Source organism: Bacillus sp. 01N42_2 (genome assembly GCF_056399565.1).
This window is the reverse complement of sequence record NZ_JBFTRO010000001.1, coordinates 457,007-482,719: the sequence shown is the minus strand read 5'-3', so window position 1 is coordinate 482,719 and position 25,713 is coordinate 457,007. Positions and strand designations below refer to the sequence as shown.

The following is a 25,713-nucleotide window of genomic DNA, read 5'->3' as shown; positions in this document are numbered from 1 at the left end:
TCCTCTATACTTTTTCCTTAGGTGAAAATGAGATTTTAACCGGAATAAAAGCGAAACAGACGCTTACAATAAATGAAATAAGCATTGAAAGGGAGATGACAATTGAGCGAGCTTTGGTATACGGAGAAGCAGACGAAGAATTTCGGCATTACATTAAAGGTGAAACAAACATTACATACTGAACAGACTGAATTTCAGCATCTGGAAATGGTAGAGACAGAAGAATTCGGAAACATGCTGTTCTTAGACGGAATGGTCATGACTTCTGAAAAAGACGAATTCGTTTATCATGAAATGGTTGCGCACGTACCGTTATTTACGCATCCGAATCCGGAAAACGTCCTCGTCGTGGGCGGCGGAGACGGCGGTGTTATCAGAGAGATTTTGAAGCATCCGGGCGTAAAAAAAGCGACGCTTGTCGACATTGACGGCAAGGTCATTGAATACTCTAAAAAATTTCTTCCGTCCATTGCGGGCAAACTTGATGACCCGCGCGTCGATGTAAGAGTCGATGACGGCTTCATGCACATCGCGAAATCAGAAAATGAGTATGACGTCATCATGGTTGATTCAACAGAGCCGGTCGGACCGGCCGTCAATCTGTTCTCAAAAGGCTTCTATGCCGGAATTTCCAAGGCGTTAAAAGAAGACGGCATCTTCGTCGCGCAGACGGACAACCCGTGGTTTACGCCGGAACTGATTACAAACGTACAGCGTGACGTGAAAGAAATCTTCCCGATCACCCGCCTGTATACGGCCAATATCCCGACGTACCCAAGCGGTCTATGGACATTTACAATCGGTTCTAAAAAGTACGATCCGCTTGAAGTGGAGGACAGCCGTTTCTTCGAGATCGACACGAAGTATTACACGAAAGAGCTTCACAAAGCGGCATTTGTTCTTCCGAAATTTGTGAGCGACTTAATCAAATAAAAATGTATGGCGCAGGAGCGAATCTTGCGCTTTTTTACAGGAAAGCGAGGGTATTATAGATGAGATTTGATGAAGCTTATTCAGGAAAAGTATTTATCGCAAGCCGTCCCGACTGGAAAGAGGCGGACGCCATCCTTTACGGCATGCCGATGGATTGGACGGTCAGTTATCGCCCGGGCTCACGCTTTGGCCCAAACAGAATTCGCGAGGTGTCTATCGGACTTGAAGAATACAGTCCGTATCTCGACCGTGATCTGGCTGATTTGAATTTCTTTGACGCCGGCGACATTCCGCTTCCGTTCGGGAATCCGCAAAGAAGTCTTGATATGATTGAGGAATATGTGGACAGCATCTTAGAAAAAGGAAAGTTCCCGCTCGGCATGGGAGGGGAGCACCTTGTGTCATGGCCTGTCATAAAAGCCATGTATAAGAAGTTTCCGGACCTTGCCATCATTCATTTTGACGCGCACACTGACCTGCGCACGGATTATGAAGGCGAACCGCTTTCCCACTCTACTCCGATCCGCAAAGCGGCCGAGCTCATCGGGCCGCAGAACGTATTTTCATTTGGCATCCGTTCCGGAATGAAGGAAGAATTTGAATGGGCGAAAGAAAACGGCATGCACATTTCTAAGTTTGAAGTGCTTGAGCCGCTGAAAAAAGTGCTGCCGCAGCTCGCGGGACGTCCTGTTTACGTCACCATTGATATTGATGTTCTTGACCCCGCTCATGCGCCGGGAACGGGCACGGTTGACGCAGGAGGCATCACGTCTAAGGAATTGCTCGCCTCCATTCATGAAATCGCGCGCTCAGAAGTCAACGTAAAAGGCGCTGACCTCGTAGAAGTCGCACCGGTCTATGACCACTCAGAACAAACCGCAAACACGGCAAGCAAGATGATTCGTGAAATGCTGCTTGGGTTTGTGAAGTAGAAAGAAAAAAACCCGGAATAATAGGGCAGAAGAAGCCTTTGTTCCGGGTTTTTTTATAAGGAAGAACAGATAAAAAAACAGCCGTAAGATGTCGGCTGCTATCAAGGTTAATTTTTAAATCATTCCGCGCTGAGCAACTTCAAATTGATGTTCCGGTGCACTTGCGATGTCGGCTGAAACAAAAACAGTGCCTATCGCTAAGCAAGTAAGTACTAATTTATACTTCAATTTCATACAACTTCACACCTCCTTGAATTTGCTGTCTTGTTTCTTCCACTTTTAAAAAATATGCGGAAGCCTTCTCGAAATTTTCTCTCTCGTGGTAATATTTTGCCACATCTAAGGCAAAATCTTCAAGATCAGCATACATCAATTTATCCTTGAGGAAGTCAAAACATTCCATGATTGCTTCTTCATCAGGCTCACCGACGTACAAAGATTCTAAAAATTCATACTCCGCTATATATAATGAATCTTCTGCCTCCTTCGCGTAAGATACCCCTTTGTCATGATATTGCCTGGCTATGGCCATATTTCCGATTTTATAATGTATTTGTGTGATTAAGAAATAGGCTTGCGGAAGAGAAGTGATGATGTTCCCATCTTCAAAAACAGCTATTGCCCGTTTTATGTAATCAATAGCTGGTTTGTAATTTTCTTGGCTGTTAAAACAAAGCCCGATATTATATAGAGTCCGGCCCATTAATTGAGGCTGCTGTTCTGCCTCTGCCATGGCATAAGCTTTTTTAAAATGCTGAATTGCTTCATCATATTGCTTTAAATCAAGAAAGTTGGTAGCGAACAATGAATGGCACTGAAGCACCCTTATATTATATGCCTCCTGCTTATGATAAATTTTATAAGCCTGCCGGGCATAATCCATAGAAAAATAAGTCTGCTTCATATAATAGTAGGACTCTGACATCTTAAAATAAAATTCAGCTTTCTCAATACAATCTGTGACAAAATCAAGCTTATATTCAGCTTTCTTAAAAAACTGAATAGCTGAAAGATACTCACGGCATTCCAGCTCATACATCCCCCGGAAAAAATTAAAATAATAATCAAGGCGTCCGGTCAGCCGGGCCTGCTTTTTATCGATATCCGCGAGCAGATCCGATAGTCTCGGCTGTTCTTCTATCCGCTGCGATTCCAGCGGTTCGAGGTATTCGAGCATCAGATTGTGGCGGAATTCCATGAGAGAATAGTACAGATGAAGATCCTGGTCATCTTCCAGGCTTGCAAGCTCTTCTTTGATTTCTCTCCGCAAGTACTCGGCGTCCGGGATGCTGAACCTTCGAATATACATATACCATTCGTTGATTTTTTCTCCAACCGCTGAAGACGATACAACACTCGCCACTATTCCGAATCCCTCCCTTCCACGTTATGTATATGACATATTTTATCATTTTCATTCGGAAGGATAGCGCAAAAAAACCGCAATATTTTCTTTCGTTAAAACCGCATGTCTGCGGATATCATTTCAAAAATCCGCTATGATCCCCGACAATTTGTACAAGCAAACAAATGCATCTTCCATATTCTGTTGTATCTGCGTGAGCAGTGTATGTCTGAAAAGGAAGTGAAGATATGAGAAATAACAAGCTTTCCTTTAAAGAAAAAGCAGGAGCCGCACAAGAAGAATGTTTATGTTTTTGCGAGGAAGAAGCAAGCCGTGAAGCGATGTTTCAAGCGCCAATTGAATTGCCTGAGGGGTTTGTCGTTGATCCGGCTGAAGCTGTTGCAAACGTGACGTGGAATGCAGACAGCCTTTCTTGTGTCATTGAACGCTGTTTCATTGAGACGGGGCCTGAGCCTGATGAAATCGGTGTTCAATTCGCAGTGCGCCTGCAGGGAACTGTTACGCTTCTCGTCAGTGTTTCACCAGTGCGAAATCAATATGGACAAGGGGACGGGTCTGTTTCTGTCATCCGCAATGCAGAGATTGACCAAGTCGTCTATTATTCTGATGAACCCGATGATTGCCCGGATGTCAGTGACATTACGATCGAGAACCTTGTTGTCGTTCCGCCATTCTATGGCAGTCCTTTATCGGTGACGGGCACGATTGTGTTTGTTCCTGAGCCGGAACCCGTTTATGCGTTTACAGCGAATCCAAATGATCAATCAGTTTCTGTGATTGATACAAACACTCATACTGTTGTGACAACGATTGCTCTTCCGTACCGGCCGACAGGTATTGAAATAACTCCGGATAAAAGCGCTGTGTTTGTTTTGCACTTCGACAATAATGTGATTTCTGTCATCGATTATGACACTTTAACAGTGACAGCATCCATACTGCTGGATCAGCCGCCTAGATCGATAAAATGTATTCCAAATCATGAGTTTGCTTATGTTCTCGGCGATACTGCGATTTATGTGATTGGAATTGATACGTTAACTGTGGATAGGTCGATTCCTGTGGAAGGGTTTGATTTTGCAATTGATCCCAATGGGTTATTCGCCTATGTTCTTGATTTTGGTTCAGTGCAAAAAGTGGACCTATTCACCGGTGAAGTCACAGGAACGATTGAACGAGAGCTTATCGTATCATCCATAGAAACAAATTGGCCGGAGCGGTATGCGTATGTCTTAGAACAAGAATTCTTGTTCAATTATTTGACGGTTATTGACTTAAATACGTTTACGGTAAGCATTACCCAAGAGCTGGAGCCTGATGGCCAATATGTAATGTTTACGAGTGGATCAGGGGTGTATTTACATGACAGCTTCACTGGCAATTTATATGCTGTCAGTCCGAATGGTGCAGGCGTTATAGGAAATGTTCCGCAATCGGCAAGAGACTTTGCGTTTACTCCGAATGGCGAATTTCTGTATGCTGCTCATTTTTTAGAGCAGAACATCACTGTTTACAACACGGATGATTATTCTGTGGAGACTGTGATATCTCTTGGGGTTTCACCGGGAGATATTGTGATTTAACCAACTGCATGCTGTACATTTCTAAAAGGACGTGAATTCATGAAAAAGAATGATCTTTCTGCTTTACAGGAAAATTGTTTCTGTTTTTGTGATGAGGAAATTAGCAGAGAAGCGCCGTTTCAAGTGCCGATTGACATTCCCGAGGGGTTCACTATTGATTCTGCCGAAGCAGCTGCGGCGGTTACATGGAGTACTGCTCATTTATTATGTATCAGTGAGCCTTGCTTAATCCAGACTGGGCCGGAACCAGAAGATATCGGTGTTCGATATGCCGTGAGAGTAAAAGGTACAGTTACGCTTCTTGTCAGTGTGTCGCCTGTACGAAATCAATATGGACAAGGGGACGGGTCTGTTTCTGTGATTCATACTGAAGAGATTGATCAAGTCGTTTATTATGCAGCGCAGTCTGGCCGCTGTCCTGATTTCAGTCAAATAACAGTGGAAGATCTTCTCATTGTACCGCCTTTCTACGGCAGTCCGCTTACGGTGACCGGGACACTTGTTTTACCGCCATCGCCAGACCCTCAATCGTATGTGTTTACAGCCAATTCAGGAGACAGCACGGTTTCGGTTATTGATGCAGATTTAAACACTGTTGTAAAAACAATCCCTTTTTCTGACGTGCCAACTCATCTAGGCGTTACTTTTGATAAAGCTTTCACGTTTGTCCTCCATGGGAATACCAACCTTGTCTCAGTGCTAGATAATAAAACATTAACCATCATAAATACCATTACTGTTGGAGAAGGGCCGAGAAAGGTTGAATTTGATTCAACAGATGAGTTCGCGTACGTGATGGCCGCCGGATCTATATATATGATCAACATGGCCTCTCAATCGGTCATTGATGTCATTCCGATACCCGGCGCTTTAGACTTTGCTCTTGATCCGAATGGACAGTATGTCTATACCGCTAATGGAAGCAGTTGGTCGGTTGATAAATATGATGTAAATACTGGGCAGTTGGTAGAAAGTATCATAGATACATTTGAATTTCCCAGTTTAATTGCCACTCCTTACGCTGGAAATTTTGCGTATGTGTTGAATGGTGAGCTGCTGCCGAAAGGTGTAACGGAGATCAGTTTGTCACCATTAAGCAGGGGAGGCGACTTCAACCGTTTATTTGAAACTCTGAGGACGATTGTATTTTCTCGCGATAGCACTAGGGCTTATTTTCTAGAGCCATATAGTGAACCGTTCCTCATTAATAACTTATACGTAGTTAATACGGCTAGACAGAGGATCATTGCAAACGTGTCTCTCCCCGGCGCTTCTGACCTCGCCGTAACACCTGATAATCAGTACATTTATGCAGCGCAGCCCGACGACAATACCGTGACCGTGTACCGCACGAGCGATTATACAGCTGTGACGGTGATCCCGGTTGGCGCGGGTCCGTCTGCGATTGCAATGTAGCTTATTTCTCAGGTTGAGAGAAGCAGAGCTGCGATAAGACAATCGTTTATAAATAAATGAGCCGATCTGCTGGATGGCAGCCAGGCTCCCGCAAGCCCTTTTTTGAACAGGCTGCCTGCCATGCTGGAAAAGCTGCAGCAAGTACGTCCGCATAAAATACAATAAATACAAAATCAGTAACACTGCGAGTCCCATTAATACGGCAAGGGGCGTGTGAAAGCGGAAAGGGACGGCTTTGACAATTTTGAACACGCAGCGCTTTGACATCGTTGGCATAGCTGCTGCACAATCTATGTTGCCGGAAGTCGCAGCAGCTTTGATGAGACTGTGTGAGTTTCTGAAAAGCTGCTGTCATGTTTTTCACGGATTGGGTGACATAGTGATATGATTTTCTCTTCTTATAAGGAACCGCTTTTTATGAGGTTTATCTTCAAATCTAATGAGCAATGATGGTAAGATAGAAGCAGTTGAAGTTTACAAGCTGAATGATTATACTATTCAAGTCAAAGTGGAATGATGAAAAGGACGTGTCAAAATGAAGCAAGAGACACCGATAACACTCCATGTGAAGTCTGTGATCGAGGATGACGGAAATGAGGAAGTCATCGAATTCCGTACTACCGGATTTTACTATGTAAAACAACAAAAAGTGTATCTATCTTATTATGAAGAACACGACCTAGGCAAAGTAAAAACGATTGTGAAGGTGAGCGAAGGCGAAGTCCTGATCATGAGGTCAGGCGCTGTTAAAATGAATCAGCGTTTCATACCGGGAGCTTCCACAATTGCGAAATATAAAATGTCATTTGGTGAGCTTGAGCTGGAAACAAGCACAAAATCGATTCAATCTGATCTCGGTGAAGAAAAAGGCCGAATCAGCATCGCATATGACATGCATGTCGGAGACGAGCAGCAGCATTTACATAATATGACGATCACGTATGAGGGAGGAACTCACGCATGAACATTGCGGAACAAATGAAGGACGTGCTGAAGGAAGAAATCAAAGCGGCCGTTCTGAAAGCGGGCCTGGCGGAAGAAAGCCAGATTCCAAGCGTACTGTTAGAAACACCGAAAGACAAAACACACGGTGATTATTCCACAAACATGGCGATGCAGCTGGCGAGAATCGCAAAAAAAGCGCCGCGCCAAATCGCCGAGGAGATCGTGGCGTCATTTGATAAAGGCAAGGCTTCCATTGAAAAAATGGATATTGCGGGACCGGGCTTTATCAACTTTTACATGAACAACAGCTACTTAACAAAACTGATCCCGTCCGTGCTTGAAGCGGGTGAACATTACGGTGAGACAAACGTCGGACAGGGCGAAAAGATTCAGGTTGAATTCGTGTCCGCCAACCCGACGGGAGATCTTCACTTAGGCCATGCGCGCGGCGCGGCGGTAGGTGACGCGCTGTGCAGCGTGCTTTCTAAAGCGGGCTATGATGTGAGCCGCGAATACTATATTAATGATGCGGGCAACCAGATTAACAATCTGGCGCTTTCCGTTGAAGTCCGTTATTTTGAAGCGCTCGGTCTCGAAAAACCGATGCCGGAAGACGGCTACCGCGGGGAAGATATTATCGCTATCGGGAAAAAGCTTGCCGAAGATTTCGGCGACCGCTTCGTACATGAAGAGGAGAGCGAACGCCGGGCATTTTTCCGGGAATACGGCTTAAAGTACGAGCTTGATAAACTCCGCTCCGACCTGGAGAATTTCCGCGTGCCGTTTGACGTATGGTATTCTGAAACGTCACTGTACGAAAACGGAAAAATTGATCAGGCGCTCGAGGCGCTTCGCGAAAAGGGCCATGTATACGAAGAGGACGGCGCGACATGGTTCCGTTCCACAACGTTCGGCGACGACAAAGACCGCGTGCTGATCAAAAAAGACGGCTCTTACACTTATCTGCTGCCGGATATCGCATACCATAAAGACAAACTTGACCGCGGATTCGACAAGCTCATCAATGTATGGGGCGCGGATCACCACGGCTATATTCCGCGTATGAAAGCGGCAATTGAAGCGCTCGGTTACGAAAAAGGCACATTGGAAGTTGAAATCATTCAGCTCGTTCATTTATATAAAGACGGCGAAAAAATGAAGATGAGCAAACGTACGGGGAAAGCCGTCACGATGCGTGATCTGATTGAAGAGGTCGGCCTTGACGCGGTCCGTTATTTCTTCGCGATGCGCAGCGCTGATACGCATATGGATTTTGACTTGGACCTTGCCGTATCGACATCTAACGAAAATCCTGTGTATTACGCGCAATACGCACATGCCCGTATTTGCAGCATGCTTCGCCAAGGGGAGGAGCAGGGACTTAAACCGGCGGCGGATCTTGATTTCAGCCATATTCAATCAGAAAAAGAATATGACTTGCTGAAAACGATCGGCGGCTTCCCTGAGGCAGTGGCAGAAGCGGCGGAAAAACGAATCCCGCACCGTGTCACAAACTATATTTATGATCTGGCTTCCGCTCTGCACAGTTTCTACAACGCGGAGAAAGTCATCGATCCGGAAAATGAAGAGAAGAGCCGCGCGCGCCTTTCTTTAATGAAGGCGACGCAAATTACGCTGAACAACGCGCTTCAGCTGATCGGCGTATCGGCTCCGGAAAAAATGTAATCATTATGATAGGACAAAGTCTTCGGGCTTTGTCTTTTTTTTGTATATAAAACGTGTGATGTACTTCACAATCTCGCACACCGAGTTTTTGTATGATAAGACTGATATTGAATCAGTGAAAGGGGCAAGCCGAATGATCAATCGTCAACATATTCAATTATCGTTGCAGTCATTAAGCTTAGTGGCGGGGTTTATGGTGTGGGTGCTGATTTCATCGCTCATTTCCCAAATGACATCAGATATTCATTTAACCAAAGGCGAGATTTCATTGGTGACGGCGATTCCCGTTATTCTAGGATCGCTTCTCCGCATTCCTTTAGGGTATTTAACGAACAGGTACGGCGCGAGGCTGATGTTCATGATCAGCTTCATCCTGCTTTTGTTTCCCGTGTTTTGGATCAGTATGGCGGATTCTCTGTTTGATTTAATCGCGGGCGGCTTTTTCTTAGGGATCGGAGGGGCGGTATTCTCCATCGGAGTGACGTCGCTTCCGAAATATTATCCGAAAGAAAAGCACGGTGCCGTCAATGGGATTTACGGTGCCGGAAACATCGGAACCGCCATTACCACTTTTGCGGCGCCGGTTATCGCTCAGGCCGCGGGATGGAGAGCAACCGTGCAGATGTATCTCGTTTTGCTGGCTGTTTTCGCATTACTGCACGTTTTGTTCGGCGACCGGCATGAGAAGAAGGCCAAAGTTTCCGTAAAAAACCAAATCAAAGCCGTTTACCGAAATCATGTGCTGTGGTTTTTGAGCATGTTTTATTTTATTACGTTTGGCGCTTTTGTCGCCTTTACCATCTATCTGCCGAACTTTTTGGTTGAGCATTTCAGGCTGAGCCCCGCGGATGCAGGGCTGCGGACGGCCGGCTTTATTGCGGTCTCTACGCTGCTCAGGCCAGCGGGAGGATTTCTTGCCGATAAAATGAACCCGCTCCGCATTTTGATGTTCGTTTTCGCAGGGCTTACGCTGTCAGGCGTTATGCTGTCTTTCTCGCCGACGATCGGCCTCTATGCGTTCGGATCACTGACGGTGGCAGTCTGCTCAGGGATTGGAAATGGGACGGTATTTAAACTGGTGCCTTTCTATTTTTCGAAGCAGGCGGGGATTGCCAACGGTATTGTGTCTGCTATGGGCGGGCTGGGCGGTTTTTTCCCTCCGCTGATTCTGGCAAGTGTATTTCAGGCAACGGGCCAATACGCGATCGGGTTCATGGCGCTTTCAGAGGTTGCGTTAGCCAGCTTTGTTCTTGTGATCTGGCTGTATTGGCAGGAAAGAATGAAAACACATACGGAGAGAAACAGTCAGAGCCTCAATTCATAATGATCCATTCACAAGATTGTTAGTTTTTTCTGGGTGAGTGCAAATCAAGTCACGTTACAATATATATACGCAACGTGACTTTCTTCGAGGTGAGCTCATGAATATTCTCTCTGTCCGAAAATCTGATAAAGAACTTCTTTCCCGTGAACTGCATGAATTGCTGGAATCAATCAGCACGAAAAAGAAAATGAAAAAACACACCTATTTGTTTCAAGAAGGAATGGATGCAGAAGAGCTTTATCTGATTCAATCGGGGCTCATTGAAATCGGCAAGCTGACGTCTGACGGAAAAGACCTGACCCTTAGAATCTGCCAGAAACACGATATCGTCGGGGAACTGACACTGTTCACAGAAGAGCCGAGGTATATGCTCAGTGCAAAAGTGTTAGAGGACGGCGAGGTGCTCGTCATTAATAAAAACAAGCTGGAAAAGGAATTGATTCAAAACGGTAATTTGACGTTTGAATTTATGAAATGGATGAGCACCCATCTGCGAAAAATCCAGTCTAAGATCAGGGATCTGCTTCTTCACGGCAAAAAAGGGGCGCTCTATTCCACCCTTATCCGTCTGTCAAACAGCTACGGGGTGGAACGAAGCGACGGGATTCTGATTAACATTGTGCTGACAAATCAGGATTTGGCAAAGTTTTGTGCGGCGGCACGGGAAAGTGTCAACCGCATGCTGGGAGATCTGCGCAAACAAGGGGTTATTTCGATAGACGAAACCGGAAAAATTATTTTGCACAAGCGGGACTATTTACGGTGTGAGATCGAGTGTGAAAACTGTCCGCTTGAGATCTGCAATATTGACTGAAAAAACAAGGACAGCCGGTGTCCTTGTTTTTCAATTTGTGATACATATACACATGACGGCGAAAAAGAAGCCGGCATTTGAGATTTCCAGAATGCCGATCGTTTTCGCGGGCCAATTTCTCCCGTGAAAAAAACCACGCCCGCAAACTGCTGGGGATAAAAGCGAGAAATGCCCAGCCTGCTCCGAGAAGACACGATAAAAAGGGGAGCAGCAAATGATAGCCCCATGACCAGTACGCAAATGTTCTGTTTTTTTTTCTCCCGGATGACTGACTTCACATAAAAGGAACTTCCGATAAAAAATAAAGCAGATTGAGAGAGAATAAACCAAGCCCAGCCGTCAAGGGTTCCCGTCCCAAGCCAGCAGCTCGCAAGCCCGCCTGAACAAAAGAACAAAACTCCCGCCATATCATTCACGAGTGCCCGTTCGTTTTTTCGGCGGGCATAATGCATATGGATAAGAAACAGCGGCAATAAAGAAAGGCCGACCCAGACGAGCTGCGGTTTATGATAGATAGAAATGATCAAAAAGCAGCAGGCCGGAAAACCGTAAATAGATATCCACTTTTGATAGGGTTTGAGCCGTTTCTTTTTCAAGGCGAGCGAAACGGGATAAACCGTTAAGTAAAGGAAAAGCCAGCCCAGAAGGAGCGGAATATGCCAGAAAACCGGGCCTCCTTTGACCATGCCGAGTAAAAACGGAATCAGCAGCATCGCCCATGCGCCGTGCTGATTCGGAATCATCACCTTCATCGAAATCCTCCTTTTGTATGTCATTATAAATGCAGGCATCCTCCTGATAAGTGATATTCATCATACAAGCTGTGAAATACATCACTGCCGCACAGGCTCAATCGGGCTACACTAAAGCTATCATCAGCACAGGAGGCTTTCCTATGAATCAGTGTGACTATTTATTATTTCTGAAACAACTTCCTATGTTTAACGAAGTGCCCCTGTCCATTGTCGAAACTTTGCTGAAAAACGGGACGTTTATCAGCGGATCATCTGATCAGTCCCCATCCTTTCTTCATTCACAATCCGTTTATATTGTATTAAAAGGCAGTATCCGTTTTAAGGACAGCAGGCTGCCTGAAGGATCGCAAACCGTTGCGCTGTGGGAAAAAGGCGATGTGTTTCCGATTGATGAAAAAGGCGGGCATTCTTTATCGCCTTTTATCTCAGTCAATGCCTCACCGGACATTCTGGCACTACATATTCCATATTCCGTTTTTAAGCAGATGATGTCTTACCATCCGCGGCTGCAAATGAATTTTTTGGCGATGCTTCAGCAAAATGTCTTTTGTTCCTATCAGTTGTTTTTGAGGTACCTGCATACATCACGCGATGAAAACGCCGAGCCCGGTTCTTAAATAGAGCCGGTTTTTTTCTTTGAAAGAAAACGTCCTGCCATGAACGCCGCCGTCTTTCCTGCTCCTTTGTGTGAACGTTTTGTGAATAAAGCAGAGTGTGTGACATAGTTCACAAGGAAATGCGCTCTCCCTGTTTATAGTGTATGTAGCATCACCTGACTCAGAAGGAGTGAACGATCATGAAGAAAAAGAAAATGAGTCCGCTGTTCAGGAGATTAAACTATTTTTCTCCTATCGAACATCATTCAAATAAACATAGCCAAACCACTAGCGAAGATCGTGATTGGGAGAATGTATACAGAAACAGATGGCAGTACGACAAAGTCGTTCGCTCCACCCACGGCGTCAACTGCACGGGTTCTTGCAGCTGGAATATTTACGTGAAAAACGGAATTGTCACGTGGGAAGGACAAAACTTGAATTATCCATCAACAGGCCCGGATATGCCTGATTTCGAACCGAGAGGCTGTCCGCGGGGCGCCAGTTTTTCGTGGTACATCTACAGCCCGCTCCGTGTGAAATATCCGTACGTGCGCGGTGTGCTGGTCAATTTGTGGCGGGAAGCACTGCAGGCGCATCAAAATCCGCTTGATGCCTGGAAATCAATTGTTGAAAACCCTGAAAAAGCGAAGTCTTATAAACAGGCAAGAGGGAAAGGCGGATTTGTGCGCGCTGAATGGTCTGAGGTGCTGAAGCTGATTTCAGCCTCTCTGCTGTATACAGTCATGAAATACGGGCCTGACCGGAATGTCGGCTTTTCTCCGATTCCGGCGATGTCCATGATCAGCCACGCATCAGGTTCGCGATTCATGTCTTTAATCGGCGGTCCTATGCTCAGTTTCTATGACTGGTATGCGGATCTTCCGCCGGCGTCCCCGCAAATTTGGGGCGACCAGACGGACGTTCCGGAAAGCAGTGATTGGTACAATTCAGGCTATATCATCACATGGGGTTCCAACGTTCCGTTAACGAGAACGCCTGACGCACATTTTTTGGCGGAAGCCCGCTATAAAGGCGCTAAGGTCATTTCGATCAGTCCGGATTTTGCGGAATCCTCAAAGTTCGCCGATGACTGGCTCAGTATCCGCCAAGGGACTGACGGGGCGCTTGCGATGGCAATGGGGCATGTCATTTTGCAGGAATTTTACGTGAATCAAGAGACGGAGCGGTTTATCAAGTATGCGAAGCAATACACGGATTTTCCATTCCTCGTCACTCTGTCAAAAGAAAACGGTGTATACACAGCGGGCCGGTTTCTGCATGCGAAGGATATCGGGCGGCAGACAAAGCATGATCAATGGAAGCCTGCAGTCTGGAATGAACAGACTAACGAATTTGCCATACCGCAAGGGACAATGGGCTCCCGCTGGGACGGGCAGCAGAAATGGAACCTGCATATGATCGATGAAGACACCGGGGAACCGATTGAACCCCGTCTCTCTGTGCTTGGAATAGAGGACGAAATCGGCTCGGTGCGCATTCCGTATTTTTCAAATGACGGAAACAAAGTGCTCAAGCGGGATCTTCCTATTAAAAAACTGGATCTGAACGGCGAAGAGACGTACGTCACGACCGTGTTTGACTTGATATTGGCCAATTACGGCGTGAACCGGGGCATCGGCGGACAATCAGCCGCATCTTATGATGATCCTGAGCCGTTTACACCTGGCTGGCAGGAACAGATCACAGGAATCAAAAAAGAAGCTGTCATTAAGATTGCGAGAGAGTTTGCTCAAAATGCGATTGATACTGACGGCAGATCCATGATTATCGTCGGAGCGGGGATTAACCACTGGTTCAATTCCGACACAATCTACCGCGCGGTGTTAAATCTTGTTTTACTCGTAGGCGCCCAAGGCGTAAACGGCGGAGGCTGGGCTCATTATGTCGGGCAGGAAAAGCTCCGTCCGGCTGAAGGGTGGCAAACGATCGCAACCGCAAAGGACTGGGAAGGCGTGCCTAAGCTGCAAAACGGCACCTCATTTTTCTACTTTGCGACAGACCAGTGGCGTTACGAAGACCAGCCGATCAGTGACTTGGCTTCACCGATCGCTTCTTCATCCCGCTACAAGCATCACGCCGATTACAATGTGCTGGCGGCGCGATTAGGGTGGCTGCCGTCCTACCCGACTTTCGATAAAAACGGCATTGACCTGTACAAAGAGGCTGAAAAAGCGGGGGCGGAGACACCTGAAGACGTTGGTGTGTATATAGCCTCACAGCTTCAAAACAAAAAGCTGAAATTTGCGATTGAAGATCCTGACAATGAAGCCAATTTCCCAAGGAATCTCTTCGTATGGCGGGCCAATCTGATCTCAAGCTCAGGAAAAGGGCATGAATATTTTCTCAAGCATCTGCTGGGGACGACGAACGGTTTGATGAATGACGACAGCGACAGCATCCGCCCTGAAGAAATTAAATGGCGGGAGCAGGCGCCGGAAGGGAAGCTCGACTTATTAATCAATCTCGATTTTCGAATGGCGGGTACGGCGCTGTATTCCGATATCGTGCTGCCGGCGGCGACATGGTATGAAAAACACGATCTCAGCAGCACGGATATGCATCCGTTCATCCATCCTTTTGCTCCGGCGATCTCGGCACCGTGGGAATCGAAGTCAGACTGGGATATTTTCAAGGCACTGTCAAAAGCCGTTTCCGATCTGGCGGAAGAAGTCGAGATGGAGCCGGTGAAAGAAGTGGTTGCAACGCCGCTCCTCCACGACACGATGCAGGAATTGGCCCAGCCGTTCGGCAAAGTCAATGACTGGAGCAAAGGCGAATGTGAAGCCATTCCGGGAAAAACAATGCCGAACATCCATGTTGTTGAACGGGATTACAAGCACATCTTTCATAAAATGACCGCGCTCGGGCCTTACACCGGTTTAAAACCGAGCGGAACGAAAGGCATGAGCTGGTCGATAGCCGATGAATATGAATCACTCAAAAAGAGACTTGGAGAAATCACCTCGGACAGCGTCGCAAAGGGGTGTCCGAATATAAGTGAAGCGAAGCAGGCGGCGGAAGCGATTTTAACCCTGTCGTCCACCTCCAATGGAAAAGTCGCCGTAAAAGCATGGGAATCACTTGAAAACGTCACCAATCTGGAGCTGAAAGACCTGGCGGAAGAACGGGAGGAAGAATGCTTTACGTTCGAACAAATTACAGCCCAGCCGAAAACGGTCATCACCTCTCCGGCCTTTACCGGCTCAGAAAAAGGGGGACGCAGGTACTCGCCGTTTACGACGAATGTAGAAAAATTAATTCCGTGGCGGACACTGACCGGCAGACAATCTTATTATGTCGATCATGAACTGATGATGGAATTCGGTGAAACGATGGCGACATTTAAACCGATCCTCCAGCATCGCCCGTTTCTAAGCAAACGGCCTGACCAAGAGGGCAAAGAAATCGTCCTTAATTACTTGACGCCGCATAATAAATGGTCCGTCCACAGCATGTATTTTGATTCTCTGCCGATGCTGACGCTGTTCCGCGGCGGGCCGACCGTGTGGATGAATAAAGATGACGCCGCGGATACGGATATCAAAGACAACGATTGGATTGAATGCTTTAACCGAAACGGCGTTGTCGTCGCGAGGGCGGTTTTGTCTCACCGGATTCCTAAAGGAATGGCGTTTATGCACCATGCCCAGGACCGCCATATCAACGTGCCCGGCACAAAACTGACAAATAACCGCGGCGGCACCCATAACAGCCCGACAAGGATTCACGTCAAGCCGACACAGATGATCGGGGGCTACGCCCAGCTCAGCTACGGCTTTAACTATTACGGCCCGACGGGGAACCAGCGCGACCTGAATGTCGTCATCCGCAAGCTGAAGGAGGTCGATTGGCTTGAAGATTAAAGCGCAAATCGGGATGGTCATGAACTTGGATAAATGCATCGGCTGTCACACGTGCAGCGTCACCTGCAAAAACACGTGGACAAACCGTGCCGGTGCGGAATATATGTATTTCAACAATGTAGAAACAAAGCCGGGCATCGGCTACCCGAAGCAATGGGAGGACCAGGGCAAATATAAAGGCGGCTGGACATTGAAAAAAGGGAAGCTTGAACTGAAATCCGGCCCGAAAACAAACCGGCTTGCAGGCCTTTTCTATAATCCGAATCAGCCGACAATTGATGATTACTATGAACCTTGGAACTATGATTATGAAACATTAACAAACAGTCCGCAGAAAAAACACCAGCCGGTGGCACGGCCGAAATCGTCACTGACGGGGGATTTCATGAATATTGAGTGGGGCCCGAACTGGGAGGATGATCTCGCGGGCGGCCACATTACAGGGCTTGAAGATCCCAACGTGCAAAAGATGGAGGAATCGATCAAAACGGAGTTCGATGAGGTCTTTATGATGTACCTGCCGCGTATTTGCGAACACTGCATCAATCCGGCATGCGTGTCATCCTGTCCGTCCGGCGCCATGTACAAACGCGAGGAGGACGGCATTGTGCTTGTGGATCAAAACGCGTGCCGTTCATGGAGATATTGCGTGTCATCCTGCCCTTATAAAAAAGTCTATTTTAACTGGCAGACGAACAAAGCGGAAAAATGTACACTCTGCTTCCCGCGCTTAGAGGCGGGGCTGCCGACCATCTGCTCCGAGACATGTGTCGGCAGAATCCGCTATCTCGGTGTCATGCTGTATGATGCGGACAAAGTGGAGGAAGCGGCATCTGTTGAAAATGAAAAGGATCTCTATCATTCCCAATTAGACATTTTTCTTGATCCGAATGATCCTGAGGTTGCCAAACTGGCAAAAGAACAAGGCATCCAGGCTGAATGGATAGAGGCCGCACAGCAATCACCGATCTACAAAATGATCATCGACTGGAAGATTGCGCTGCCGCTTCACCCTGAGTACCGCACACTGCCGATGGTTTGGTACATTCCGCCGCTGAGCCCGATTATGAATCTCTTTGAAGGAAAAGGCAGCGGGCAATCCGCGGAAGCTATTTTCCCGGCTATCGACCAAATGAGAATTCCGATTGACTATTTGGCGCAGCTGTTAACGGCGGGGGATACGGATCATATTCGGTCAACGTTAAAGAAAATGTCTGTTATGCGCCAATATATGAGAGCAGTCCAGACGAATAAATCCATCGACCCGGCACTGATCTCCAGCGTCGGCTTAACAGAACAGCAAATTAAAGACATGTATCGGCTGCTGGCGATCGCCAAATATGATGACCGCTTTGTGATTCCAAGCAGCCATCGGGAAGAAGTGTCTGATTTATACGCTGAACAAGGGAGCTGCGGCTTATCATTTTCAGGCGGCCCAGGCTCTTGTTTCTAACTTTTGATAAATGAGGTGGAACAAGATGAACACCATGGACCGGCAAATTACGTTTTCTGCTCTTTCCTGTCTTCTCTCTTATCCTGATGAAGAATGGAGAGCCGAGCTTCCTGATTGGAAGTCTCTTATTGTTGAAATCAGCAGCCGGAAAATCAGGGAGAAGCTGCTGCACTTTTTAGAGGCGGCAGCCGGATTTTCTCCGGAAGCGCTGATTGAACACTATGTCTATACGTTCGATTTCGGGAAAAAAACGAATATGTACGTCACCTACTTTAACTCAGGCGAACAAAGGGAACGCGGGATTGAACTGCTTCATTTAAAAAACACCTACCAGCAATCCGGTTTCCTGCCGACAGAGAAAGAACTGCCTGATTACCTGCCGCTGATGCTGGAATTTGCGGCGGCTGCGGAGACTGAAGCGGCGAGAAGCGTGTTTGAGAAATATCTGTCCAATGTGAGGGAGCTGGCATCCCGCCTCGAAAAAAATGACAGCATATACGCCGGGCTCCTGCATGCCCTGCTGGCCGCGCTGGACACTCTCGGCGTGCGTGAATGCATTGAAGAAGGGACTGTTCAGGCATGAGCGAGCCGATCCTGTGGGGGATTATGCCGTACATTGTATTGACGATCTTTATCGGCGGGCATATTTACCGCTATCAGCATGACCAGTTTGGCTGGACGGCGAAATCAAGCGAGCTGTTAGAAAAGAAAAAACTCGCGGCGGGCAGCACACTTTTTCATTGGGGACTGCTGTGCGTTGTCGGCGGCCATGTCATGGGAATTTTGATCCCGGAAGCCGTGTACGCTTCCATCGGCATTTCAGAGCATATGTATCACAAAATAGCGATTGGCGCGGGACTGCCGGCGGGGATCGCGGCGTGTACCGGACTAGTGATCCTGACGTATAGAAGACTGTTTGACAAAAGAATCCGCAAAACCAGCTCGCCATCGGATATCCTTACGCTCATCCTGCTTCTGTTCATGATGCTGTCAGGCGTTGCGGCCACGTTTCTCAACATTGATTCGAAAGGCTTTGATTACAGGGCGACAGTCGGGCCGTGGTTCAGGGAAATCGTTTTGTTCCGGCCTGACGCTTCTTTGATGGAGAGTGTCCCGCTATGGTTTAAGTTTCATATCATCATTGGGTATGTTGTTTTTATCCTCTGGCCGTTTACAAGATTGGTTCATGTGTTCAGCCTGCCGCTCAAGTATTTGACCCGCAGCTATGTTGTTTATCGGAAACGCTCATGAAAATCCCCCTTGCAAGAGGGGGATTTTTATGGTGAAAAAAATAAAAATATAAGATATTTTCTGCCAATGTAATGGCTGGGCGGCCGGGATTCCTGTTATGTTTGATGTGAAATAACATGAACAAAAGGAGAGTGAAGAATGAAGCGGGTTTTCTTCATTGTAGCTGCCTGTCTCATGACAAGCGCCGGCGTCCTGACACTCAGACATTCTCATATATTAACCGGCGGCACGGCCGGACTGTCACTAAGCTTGTCATATTTGTTTCAACCCTCGTTTGCTGTTATCTTCTTTCTGATTAATATCCCGTTTTATGTATTTTCCCTCATCAGAATGGGCATCAAATTCACTCTATCTACCGTTTTTGCAGTCACAGTGCTGACTATGTTTACAGGCGCAGATCACTGGCTGCCGCCGTTCTCTGTTTCACCGCTTGCCGGGGCGATTTGCGGCGGATCGCTGATCGGGTTCGGCCTGTCGCTCATGTTTTACCATCAGGCATCGCTCGGCGGCGCCAATATCCTCGCTTTATTTCTGCAAAAGCGCTGCGGATGGAATCCGGGTGCGGTTAATTTCCTTTTCGATTTTGGCGTAGTGCTGGCGGGCATTTTTTCCGTCGGATTGCTGAGAGGGATCTTCTCCTTAGTGTCGATTGCGGTCACGGCCCTGATCATCGGCATTTTTAAAAATAAAATCAAAAACAGCAGCTCCCTCAAGCCGGTTTTGCTTCATAACCTCACGCCGGGGCAATCACAGGAAGCCTCATCGTAAGCCTTTCCGCTCGTTCGGAGAGGCTTTTTCATATGTTTACAGGCCGGAAAACAGAGGGTATACAGAGATATCGGATCAGATGGGGGAGAGTCGGGATGCTGAAAAGGAGACTGGAATTTTGCTTTTTATATATGATGCTTATCGGAGCATATGTCATATGGTTTTTTCCGGTTTCCAGGCTTGAGTTTTACGGCGGATTGCTTTGCTATGCAAGCATTATTTTGTTCAGCATTTATTCGTTAATCCTAGAAAACCGCACCTCGCAGCACACGCTGTTATGGATTCACATTCTTGTCTTTTTTCCGATCGCCGGGTACTTATTTTACCTTTTTTCCGGCCAGCTTTATGAAAAAGGCAAGCTGTTCAGGTCGAAACGGACATATAACCGGGAAAAGCTGAGGACGATATTTGATATGGAGCAAACTCCCGACTTGTCCGGATTGAAAGGAAATCAAAAACGTTTCTTTCAGTATTCAATCAAAGCGGCCCATATGAATATCAATACAAAAAGCAGGCTGACGGTGCTCAAAAACGGGGATGAAACATTCCCTGAGCTGTTTGAGGCGCTTCGGGCGGCAACGTCATTTATACATATTGAGTATTACATGTTCAAATCAGACATGCTCGGGCACAAGATGATGGAGATTATGATGGAAAAAGCCCGTGAAGGCGTGGAAGTGCGGTTTTTGTTCGACGCGGCCGGCAGCTTGAAGCTGGCCGGAAAAGACATTAAAAAACTGAAACATGCGGGCGTGAATATCGTCCCGTTTCTGCCGCTGAAATACGGCTTTTTCAACCAGAAATTCAATTTCCGAAATCACCGCAAGATCGTGATCGTTGACGGGAAAACCGGTTTTGTCGGCGGGCTGAATGTCGGCAAGGAATATATCAGCAAAGACCGAAATGTCGGTTTTTGGCGTGACACCCATATGAAAGTGGAAGGAGAAATTGTTCAGACGCTCCACAGCATTTTTATGCTTGATTGGGAATACGTTTCGGATGAGGTGCTTATTGATCAGAAAGCATACAGCCGCCCGGTCCCTGCAGAAAGCGGCGGCATCTATCAAGTCGTTCCGACAGGCCCTGATATGAAGGAGCGGATGAGCGACCTGTATTATGCCATGATTGCGGCAGCCGAATCGTCTGTATGGATTGCGACGCCTTATTTCGTACCGAATGAGCCGATCCGCACAGCGTTAAAGGAGGCAGCTGCCAGAGGCGTTGAGGTGCGTGTTATGGTGCCGGAAACCAATGACGGGTTTTTAACCCAGTACGCGACGAGATCGTATTTCCCCGAGCTTCTTCGCGAAGGAATCGAAGTCTATTCCTATCAAAAAGGCTTTATGCATCAAAAGGTGCTCATCACTGACGGAAACCTCGCTTCTGTCGGGACGGCGAATATGGACATGAGAAGCTTTCAGCTGAACTTTGAAGTCAATGTCTTTTTTACAGATCAAAAGGCGATCAAAGATCTTGAAGCGCATTATCTGGAGGATATGAGAGAGTCTGAGAAAATCAGCCCCGTCCGTTTCTATAAGCGCACATTATGGGAAAGAACGAAGGAATCCTTCGCGCGGTTATTTTCAGGCGTTTTATAAAAAGCGCTTTAAAAACTCCTTGTGTATAGTATAATTGAGAAATATTATCATTAAGAACGAGGCACAAGGAGGACGGAATCGTGCTGCGACAATTTTTTTCTTATTATAAACCGTACAAAAAGCTGTTTTTTCTCGACTTCTTTTCTGCCATTGCCGGCGGATTGATGGAGCTGAGTTTTCCTCTGATTGTCAATTACTTTATCGATACATTGCTCCCGGGCCGGGATTGGAGTCTGATTATTTTGACTTCCGCTGCTTTATTCGGGGTCTACGCCCTCAGCTCGGCACTTCAGTATGTTGTAACGTATTGGGGCCATATGCTCGGCATTAACATTGAAACCGATATGCGGAAAAAGCTTTTTGACCATCTGCAAAAGCTTTCGTTCAAATTTTACGATAACAACAAAACGGGCAGTTTAATGTCCAAGCTCACCAATGATTTGATGTATATCGGAGAAACCGCCCACCACGGGCCCGAAGATCTGTTTATCGCCATCATGACGATTTTGGGCGCGTTCGGCGTCATGCTGTTCATTAACTGGCAGCTCGCGCTGTTGACGTTTATCATCATGCCGGTCGTCATTTGGCTCGCTCTGTATTTCAATAAAAAAATGACCTCTGCATTTACAAAACTGAACAAAGACGTCGGGGATTTCAGCGCGAGGGTCGAAAACAATATCGGCGGCATCCGCCTTGTCCAGGCTTTCAGTAATGAAGCGTTTGAAAATCAGCGGTTTGACGTGAACAATCAGCGTTTCCGCAAAACAAAGCTGACGTCATATAAAATCATGGCGAAAAACGGCTCGATCAGTTACATGCTGACAAGATTCGTCACGCTGTTCGTCCTGTTGTGCGGCACATGGTTTGTCATCCGCGGATCATTATCCTACGGGGAATTCGTCGCTTTCGTGCTGTTGACAAACGTTCTCTTCCGTCCGATTGATAAAATCAACGCGATTATTGAGATGTACCCGCGAGGCATTGCCGGTTTTAAAAGCTTTATGGAAATTCTGGAAACGGAGCCTGACATCAAGGATGCCCCGAATGCGAAACATGTGTCGGGTTTAAAAGGGAATATCCGCTATGATCATGTGTCATTCGGCTATGAAGAAAACAATCCGGTGCTGTCCGGTATTAATTTGTCCATTCAAGCGGGGGAGACGGTTGCATTTGTCGGGCCTTCGGGAGCGGGGAAATCAACGCTGACAAGTCTGCTGCCGCGTTTTTATGAACCGTCTGAAGGCGCGATTTCCATAGACGGAATTGATATTAAAGACATGACGCTGTCATCTCTGCGCGGACAAATCGGCGTCGTCCAGCAGGATGTCTTTCTGTTTTCCGGCACATTGCGGGAAAATATTGCTTACGGACGGCTGGACGCTTCCGAGGAAGAAATCTGGCAGGCCGTCCGCCAGGCGCATTTAGAGGATTTGGTAAACGGGTATCCTGCCGGTTTAGACACGGTGATCGGCGAACGCGGAGTGAAGCTGTCAGGCGGACAGAAGCAGCGGCTTTCCATCGCCAGAATGTTTTTGAAAAACCCGCCGATCTTAATTTTGGATGAGGCTACATCGGCTCTCGATACAGAGACAGAAGCCGCCATTCAAAAGTCTCTGCAGGAACTTTCTGAAGGCCGCACGACACTTGTAATCGCCCATCGGCTGGCTACGGTTAAGGATGCGGACCGGATCGTCGTCGTCACGAAAGAAGGCATCGCCGAACAAGGGCACCACAAGGAACTTCTGGCATCCGGCGGCATGTACCAAAGACTCCATCAGGCGCAATTCGGCGAACTGATTCATTAATATAGAAAAAGGATAGACGAACGGGGGCCGAGGCGCCTCCTGTCTATCCTTTTTTATGTAGTCCGTATTTAATGGGCTTCTTTATGCGCAGGTTCGATGATATGTTTGAAACGGTCAATGAGCTGCACCGCTTTCTTTCCTTCCACTACAATTAAATATTCTTGTTCTTTATGCGCCATTCTGAACGTTTCCAGTTCGATGATGTCTTTGATTTTGCACATCGTTTTTTTAGAGTAGATATACAGCTCGTGGCCTCCCGTGTGGCAAAGCTGATAAAGCTGAAGCATGTTTCGTAAAGTGAACTTCTTAGCGGCTATTTTCAAAGATGTAATGTTTTTCATGTGTTTTCTCCTCCGTCTGATGGTCTGTTATTTCGGAAATTCCCCATATAAACCGGTGATAAACCTGGTTATGCTTTCCACCTCAGCACGCCTCCCGCCAGGCGTTTGACTCCGCGGATAGCGCTTAATTCTTCGACGAGCCGAAGCAGCGCCCGGTCTTTCTCTTTCGCTTCAATCATAAAGTCGATATCCGTCTCCCATTGGCTGAACCGCTCCAGCACCGGCAGAATAAAATTCGCATCCACATAGTCCGCATGACTGCGCACGGCTGATTCTGATTTTGGCGAGGAGAGGTGGACCTTCGGCTTTAAGCCGATCCGCTGCCATGTTTTCATCATCCGCGGGAGAATGTCATCTAAATCAGCATCATCGGCCGGATTGGCGTAAAAATGATGATAATCAAACACAAACGGAATGCCCTCTTGTTCACATACACTGAGAGTTTCTTCAGACGTATACGTTTTATCATCGTTTTCCAAAGTCATCCGCTGTTTGATGACATCGGGGAGCTCTTTCAGATTCATGCCGAAACGGTCAAGCGCGCTTTGTTTGTCGCCATAAGCGCCTCCGATATGAATGTTAATGACGGAGCGGTCCGCGATGCCCATGGCGTCCAGCATGTCATAATGATAGGCCATATCCTTGACCGCATTAGCGGTAATCTCCCGTTTCGGGCTTGTGAAAAGGGTGAATTGGTTCGGGTGAAAGCTCGTTCTGAGATCATATTTTCTGACCAGCCCGCCGATCTCACGGAACTCCTGGCGAAACGGCGTGACAAAATCCCACAGTACATCCGGGTGCGTGGCGAGCGGCACAATCGAGCTTGAGAACCTGTACAAAGGGATGCCGTGTCCGACCGCATAGTGGAGGGTGCGCAGCGTGTTGGTAAGATTTGCTTTCGTCACAGAAAGCAGGGCCTCTTTCCGCTCGCCGGGTGAAAGTTTTGTATAGCGCGCATATGTTAAGGTTTTGGCGGGGGATGCGTCCCAAAGGCACATGGCGTTTGAAACGAAACCGAATCTGAACAGCATATGGTTTCTCCTTTATAAAAAATAAGATATGGCTTTTCCCAGCCATTCTGCAGGAAGCTGTCTGAAGGAGCGCTGTTTCACTTTTTCTAATGTGAGAAGCTCGGATTTTTCGATGTCCTGCTTTATGGTTGAGAGCACTTCTTCCGTAAAGGCCTCATCGTTAATGATGACATTCACTTCTTCATTCAAGAACAGGCTCCGTTTATCAAAGTTCGGCGTACCGATAATGCTGATGCGGTCGTCTATAATGAAGGCTTTGACGTGATAAAAGCCTTGATAATACCGGTAGATGAGACAGCCTGCTTTCAAAAGCTCGGGATAATAGGTAAAAGCCGTTTCCCGAACGAGCGGATGGTCTGACTTCATCGGCACGATCAAGGTGACTTTGACGCCTTTTCGGCAGGCTGCAATAAGCGCTGCTTGAAGCCTTTTGCTCGGTACATAATAAGGCGTGCCGATTATGATTTTTTTCTCCGCCTTAAGGATGCAGTTTTCATAATGCGATTCAAGCGAAAAACCGTCCGACGCATATGTCCTATGAGAGATATTCCCTTCCGGCAACGGCGGATAAACCTCGGGTGACTCGGGTGTTTTTCCGGTGTTTCGTTTCAGGTCGCTTAAAAAAAGAGTCTGGAGATCCGCCGTGCCTTCGCCGGTCATCCGCAGATGATAATCCTCCCAGTTTCCGAACTTCGCTTTTTTGCCGAGATACTCTTCCGCGATGTTGAATCCGCCTACATAGCCGATTTTGCCGTCAATGACGGTTACTTTCCGATGATTCCGTTTTTGCAGCTTGAAAAAAAGAAACGGAAATCCGGGTTTGTTCAGAAAATGAACATGAACGCCGGCTTTTTTCATCGTTTGAATAGAAGGCTTTTTCACTTGGCGGCTGCCCGCCCAATCAAGCAGCAGATATACGGAGACGCCGGCCTGCGCCTTTTCTTTCAATAAATGAAACATATCAAGGCAGACTTGGTCGTTCTTCATAATAAAAAACATCATATGAATAGAAGAGACGGCTTGGCGGATATCGGCCGTCATTTGCTGCACAAGCTCGCCGCCGCAGTGAATGAGTCTGATATCACTCTTTTTCGGGTCAAAAACGGGCTCATACGCCTGTTTTTTGTACGCCGCCCGGCCAAGCAGCATATCAAGCAGCATAAGTGCGATTAATATGATGAAAATGATAAGCAACACAACAAAGACCTTCATACCGACGCTCCTTTCCG

The 25,713-nt window shown here is 47.1% G+C and carries 21 protein-coding genes and 2 pseudogenes; 16 read left to right on the top strand and 7 right to left on the bottom strand.

The window, feature by feature from the left end:
• Positions 1 to 102 precede the first annotated feature (102 nt).
• Both speE and speB read left to right on the top strand, forming a co-directional pair.
• Complete coding sequence (gene speE, locus AC1DN5_RS02535) at positions 103 to 933, top strand: spermidine synthase (protein ID WP_264819313.1); 831 nt, start codon at positions 103 to 105, stop codon at positions 931 to 933.
• Positions 934 to 992: 59 nt separating this feature from the next.
• Positions 993 to 1,865, top strand: a complete 873-nt coding sequence (gene speB, locus AC1DN5_RS02530; RefSeq protein ID WP_016937592.1) for an agmatinase — start codon at positions 993 to 995, stop codon at positions 1,863 to 1,865.
• Between the two features lie 114 nt (positions 1,866 to 1,979).
• On the opposite strand, the gene AC1DN5_RS02525 is transcribed toward speB, so the two are convergent.
• Together AC1DN5_RS02525 and AC1DN5_RS02520 are read right to left on the bottom strand one after the other, a co-directional pair.
• Positions 1,980 to 2,099, bottom strand: a complete 120-nt coding sequence (locus tag AC1DN5_RS02525; RefSeq protein WP_045926593.1) for a PhrC/PhrF family phosphatase-inhibitory pheromone — start codon at positions 2,097 to 2,099, stop codon at positions 1,980 to 1,982.
• Positions 2,083 to 3,228, bottom strand: coding sequence for a response regulator aspartate phosphatase (locus tag AC1DN5_RS02520; protein ID WP_080735914.1), 1,146 nt, complete (start codon positions 3,226 to 3,228; stop codon positions 2,083 to 2,085). Before AC1DN5_RS02520 ends, AC1DN5_RS02525 begins: the two co-directional genes overlap by 17 nt.
• 230 nt (positions 3,229 to 3,458) lie before the next feature.
• Between AC1DN5_RS02520 and AC1DN5_RS02515 the strand changes: the two genes are divergently transcribed.
• Both AC1DN5_RS02515 and AC1DN5_RS02510 read left to right on the top strand, forming a co-directional pair.
• The gene (locus AC1DN5_RS02515; RefSeq protein WP_366969858.1) at positions 3,459 to 4,814 is read left to right on the top strand and encodes a YncE family protein; all 1,356 of its coding nucleotides are present in this window, start codon (positions 3,459 to 3,461) and stop codon (positions 4,812 to 4,814) included.
• A 39-nt stretch (positions 4,815 to 4,853) separates the two neighbouring features.
• On the top strand, positions 4,854 to 6,230 hold the full coding sequence (locus tag AC1DN5_RS02510) for a YncE family protein (RefSeq protein ID WP_016937595.1): 1,377 nt from the start codon (positions 4,854 to 4,856) through the stop codon (positions 6,228 to 6,230).
• A 9-nt stretch (positions 6,231 to 6,239) separates the two neighbouring features.
• Here the strand turns inward: AC1DN5_RS02510 and AC1DN5_RS02505 are convergent.
• Positions 6,240 to 6,612 (bottom strand): annotated as a pseudogene (locus tag AC1DN5_RS02505) (bacteriocin biosynthesis protein AlbG); the annotation flags it as partial.
• A gap of 153 nt (positions 6,613 to 6,765) precedes the next feature.
• Between AC1DN5_RS02505 and AC1DN5_RS02500 the strand changes: the two are divergent.
• The 4 genes from AC1DN5_RS02500 (at position 6,766) to fnr (ending at position 10,999) form a co-directional block, all read left to right on the top strand.
• A complete protein-coding gene (locus tag AC1DN5_RS02500) occupies positions 6,766 to 7,194 on the top strand; it encodes a YwiB family protein (protein ID WP_045926590.1) in 429 nt (142 codons plus the stop codon).
• Entirely contained in the window at positions 7,191 to 8,861 is a 1,671-nt protein-coding gene (argS, locus tag AC1DN5_RS02495) for an arginine--tRNA ligase (RefSeq protein ID WP_016937597.1), read from the top strand. The genes AC1DN5_RS02500 and argS overlap by 4 nt, the downstream gene beginning before the upstream one ends.
• Before the next feature lie 133 nt (positions 8,862 to 8,994).
• A complete protein-coding gene (narK, locus tag AC1DN5_RS02490) occupies positions 8,995 to 10,185 on the top strand; it encodes a nitrate transporter NarK (protein ID WP_099743949.1) in 1,191 nt (396 codons plus the stop codon).
• A gap of 97 nt (positions 10,186 to 10,282) precedes the next feature.
• Positions 10,283 to 10,999 carry a fumarate/nitrate reduction transcriptional regulator Fnr gene (gene fnr / locus AC1DN5_RS02485; protein WP_016937599.1) on the top strand — a complete coding sequence of 239 codons (717 nt, stop codon included), beginning with the start codon at positions 10,283 to 10,285 and terminating at the stop codon, positions 10,997 to 10,999.
• Between the two features lie 30 nt (positions 11,000 to 11,029).
• Here fnr and AC1DN5_RS02480 read toward each other — a convergent pair.
• Positions 11,030 to 11,751: pseudogene (locus AC1DN5_RS02480) on the bottom strand (YwiC-like family protein).
• A gap of 143 nt (positions 11,752 to 11,894) precedes the next feature.
• Here AC1DN5_RS02480 and AC1DN5_RS02475 point away from each other — a divergent pair.
• The 8 genes from AC1DN5_RS02475 to AC1DN5_RS02440 all read left to right on the top strand — a co-directional run bounded on the left by AC1DN5_RS02475 (position 11,895) and on the right by AC1DN5_RS02440 (position 23,112).
• Positions 11,895 to 12,371 carry a cyclic nucleotide-binding domain-containing protein gene (locus AC1DN5_RS02475; protein WP_045926587.1) on the top strand — a complete coding sequence of 159 codons (477 nt, stop codon included), beginning with the start codon at positions 11,895 to 11,897 and terminating at the stop codon, positions 12,369 to 12,371.
• Positions 12,372 to 12,550: 179 nt separating this feature from the next.
• The gene (locus AC1DN5_RS02470) at positions 12,551 to 16,237 is read left to right on the top strand and encodes a nitrate reductase subunit alpha (protein ID WP_366969857.1); all 3,687 of its coding nucleotides are present in this window, start codon (positions 12,551 to 12,553) and stop codon (positions 16,235 to 16,237) included.
• Positions 16,227 to 17,690, top strand: coding sequence for a nitrate reductase subunit beta (gene narH / locus AC1DN5_RS02465; protein ID WP_366969856.1), 1,464 nt, complete (start codon positions 16,227 to 16,229; stop codon positions 17,688 to 17,690). The genes AC1DN5_RS02470 and narH overlap by 11 nt, the downstream gene beginning before the upstream one ends.
• Before the next feature lie 25 nt (positions 17,691 to 17,715).
• Positions 17,716 to 18,273, top strand: a complete 558-nt coding sequence (narJ, locus tag AC1DN5_RS02460; RefSeq protein WP_366969855.1) for a nitrate reductase molybdenum cofactor assembly chaperone — start codon at positions 17,716 to 17,718, stop codon at positions 18,271 to 18,273.
• On the top strand, positions 18,270 to 18,941 hold the full coding sequence (gene narI / locus AC1DN5_RS02455) for a respiratory nitrate reductase subunit gamma (RefSeq protein WP_366969854.1): 672 nt from the start codon (positions 18,270 to 18,272) through the stop codon (positions 18,939 to 18,941). Before narJ ends, narI begins: the two co-directional genes overlap by 4 nt.
• A 138-nt stretch (positions 18,942 to 19,079) precedes the next feature.
• Positions 19,080 to 19,709 (top strand): YitT family protein, encoded by a 630-nt coding sequence (locus AC1DN5_RS02450; RefSeq protein ID WP_047475880.1) that lies wholly within the window; start codon positions 19,080 to 19,082, stop codon positions 19,707 to 19,709.
• 95 nt (positions 19,710 to 19,804) lie between these two features.
• On the top strand, positions 19,805 to 21,307 hold the full coding sequence (gene cls, locus AC1DN5_RS02445) for a cardiolipin synthase (RefSeq protein WP_045926581.1): 1,503 nt from the start codon (positions 19,805 to 19,807) through the stop codon (positions 21,305 to 21,307).
• An 80-nt stretch (positions 21,308 to 21,387) separates the two neighbouring features.
• Entirely contained in the window at positions 21,388 to 23,112 is a 1,725-nt protein-coding gene (locus tag AC1DN5_RS02440; protein WP_045926580.1) for an ABC transporter ATP-binding protein, read from the top strand.
• Between the two features lie 68 nt (positions 23,113 to 23,180).
• On the opposite strand, the gene AC1DN5_RS02435 is transcribed toward AC1DN5_RS02440, so the two are convergent.
• The 3 genes from AC1DN5_RS02435 to cls (AC1DN5_RS02425) form a co-directional block, all read right to left on the bottom strand.
• Positions 23,181 to 23,453, bottom strand: coding sequence for a hypothetical protein (locus tag AC1DN5_RS02435; RefSeq protein ID WP_016937610.1), 273 nt, complete (start codon positions 23,451 to 23,453; stop codon positions 23,181 to 23,183).
• Positions 23,454 to 23,521: 68 nt separating this feature from the next.
• On the bottom strand, positions 23,522 to 24,484 hold the full coding sequence (uvsE, locus tag AC1DN5_RS02430; protein ID WP_327814766.1) for a UV DNA damage repair endonuclease UvsE: 963 nt from the start codon (positions 24,482 to 24,484) through the stop codon (positions 23,522 to 23,524).
• A 12-nt stretch (positions 24,485 to 24,496) separates the two neighbouring features.
• Positions 24,497 to 25,696 (bottom strand): cardiolipin synthase, encoded by a 1,200-nt coding sequence (gene cls / locus AC1DN5_RS02425; protein WP_045926578.1) that lies wholly within the window; start codon positions 25,694 to 25,696, stop codon positions 24,497 to 24,499.
• Positions 25,697 to 25,713: the final 17 nt, after the last annotated feature.

What these genes read in the sequence shown, in the direction of transcription:
- cls (WP_045926578.1), bottom strand. Translation starts at nt 25,696, where the DNA reads ATGAAGGTCTTTGTTGTGTTGCTTATCATTTTCATCATATTAATCGCA.
- AC1DN5_RS02470 (WP_366969857.1), top strand. Translation starts at nt 12,551, where the DNA reads ATGAAGAAAAAGAAAATGAGTCCGCTGTTCAGGAGATTAAACTATTTT.
- AC1DN5_RS02500 (WP_045926590.1), top strand. Translation starts at nt 6,766, where the DNA reads ATGAAGCAAGAGACACCGATAACACTCCATGTGAAGTCTGTGATCGAG.
- uvsE (WP_327814766.1), bottom strand. Translation starts at nt 24,484, where the DNA reads ATGCTGTTCAGATTCGGTTTCGTTTCAAACGCCATGTGCCTTTGGGAC.
- narK (WP_099743949.1), top strand. Translation starts at nt 8,995, where the DNA reads ATGATCAATCGTCAACATATTCAATTATCGTTGCAGTCATTAAGCTTA.
- AC1DN5_RS02510 (WP_016937595.1), top strand. Translation starts at nt 4,854, where the DNA reads ATGAAAAAGAATGATCTTTCTGCTTTACAGGAAAATTGTTTCTGTTTT.
- AC1DN5_RS02475 (WP_045926587.1), top strand. Translation starts at nt 11,895, where the DNA reads ATGAATCAGTGTGACTATTTATTATTTCTGAAACAACTTCCTATGTTT.
- AC1DN5_RS02515 (WP_366969858.1), top strand. Translation starts at nt 3,459, where the DNA reads ATGAGAAATAACAAGCTTTCCTTTAAAGAAAAAGCAGGAGCCGCACAA.
- cls (WP_045926581.1), top strand. Translation starts at nt 19,805, where the DNA reads ATGCTGAAAAGGAGACTGGAATTTTGCTTTTTATATATGATGCTTATC.
- narI (WP_366969854.1), top strand. Translation starts at nt 18,270, where the DNA reads ATGAGCGAGCCGATCCTGTGGGGGATTATGCCGTACATTGTATTGACG.
- argS (WP_016937597.1), top strand. Translation starts at nt 7,191, where the DNA reads ATGAACATTGCGGAACAAATGAAGGACGTGCTGAAGGAAGAAATCAAA.
- speB (WP_016937592.1), top strand. Translation starts at nt 993, where the DNA reads ATGAGATTTGATGAAGCTTATTCAGGAAAAGTATTTATCGCAAGCCGT.
- fnr (WP_016937599.1), top strand. Translation starts at nt 10,283, where the DNA reads ATGAATATTCTCTCTGTCCGAAAATCTGATAAAGAACTTCTTTCCCGT.
- AC1DN5_RS02525 (WP_045926593.1), bottom strand. Translation starts at nt 2,099, where the DNA reads ATGAAATTGAAGTATAAATTAGTACTTACTTGCTTAGCGATAGGCACT.
- AC1DN5_RS02450 (WP_047475880.1), top strand. Translation starts at nt 19,080, where the DNA reads ATGAAGCGGGTTTTCTTCATTGTAGCTGCCTGTCTCATGACAAGCGCC.
- narJ (WP_366969855.1), top strand. Translation starts at nt 17,716, where the DNA reads ATGAACACCATGGACCGGCAAATTACGTTTTCTGCTCTTTCCTGTCTT.
- AC1DN5_RS02435 (WP_016937610.1), bottom strand. Translation starts at nt 23,453, where the DNA reads ATGAAAAACATTACATCTTTGAAAATAGCCGCTAAGAAGTTCACTTTA.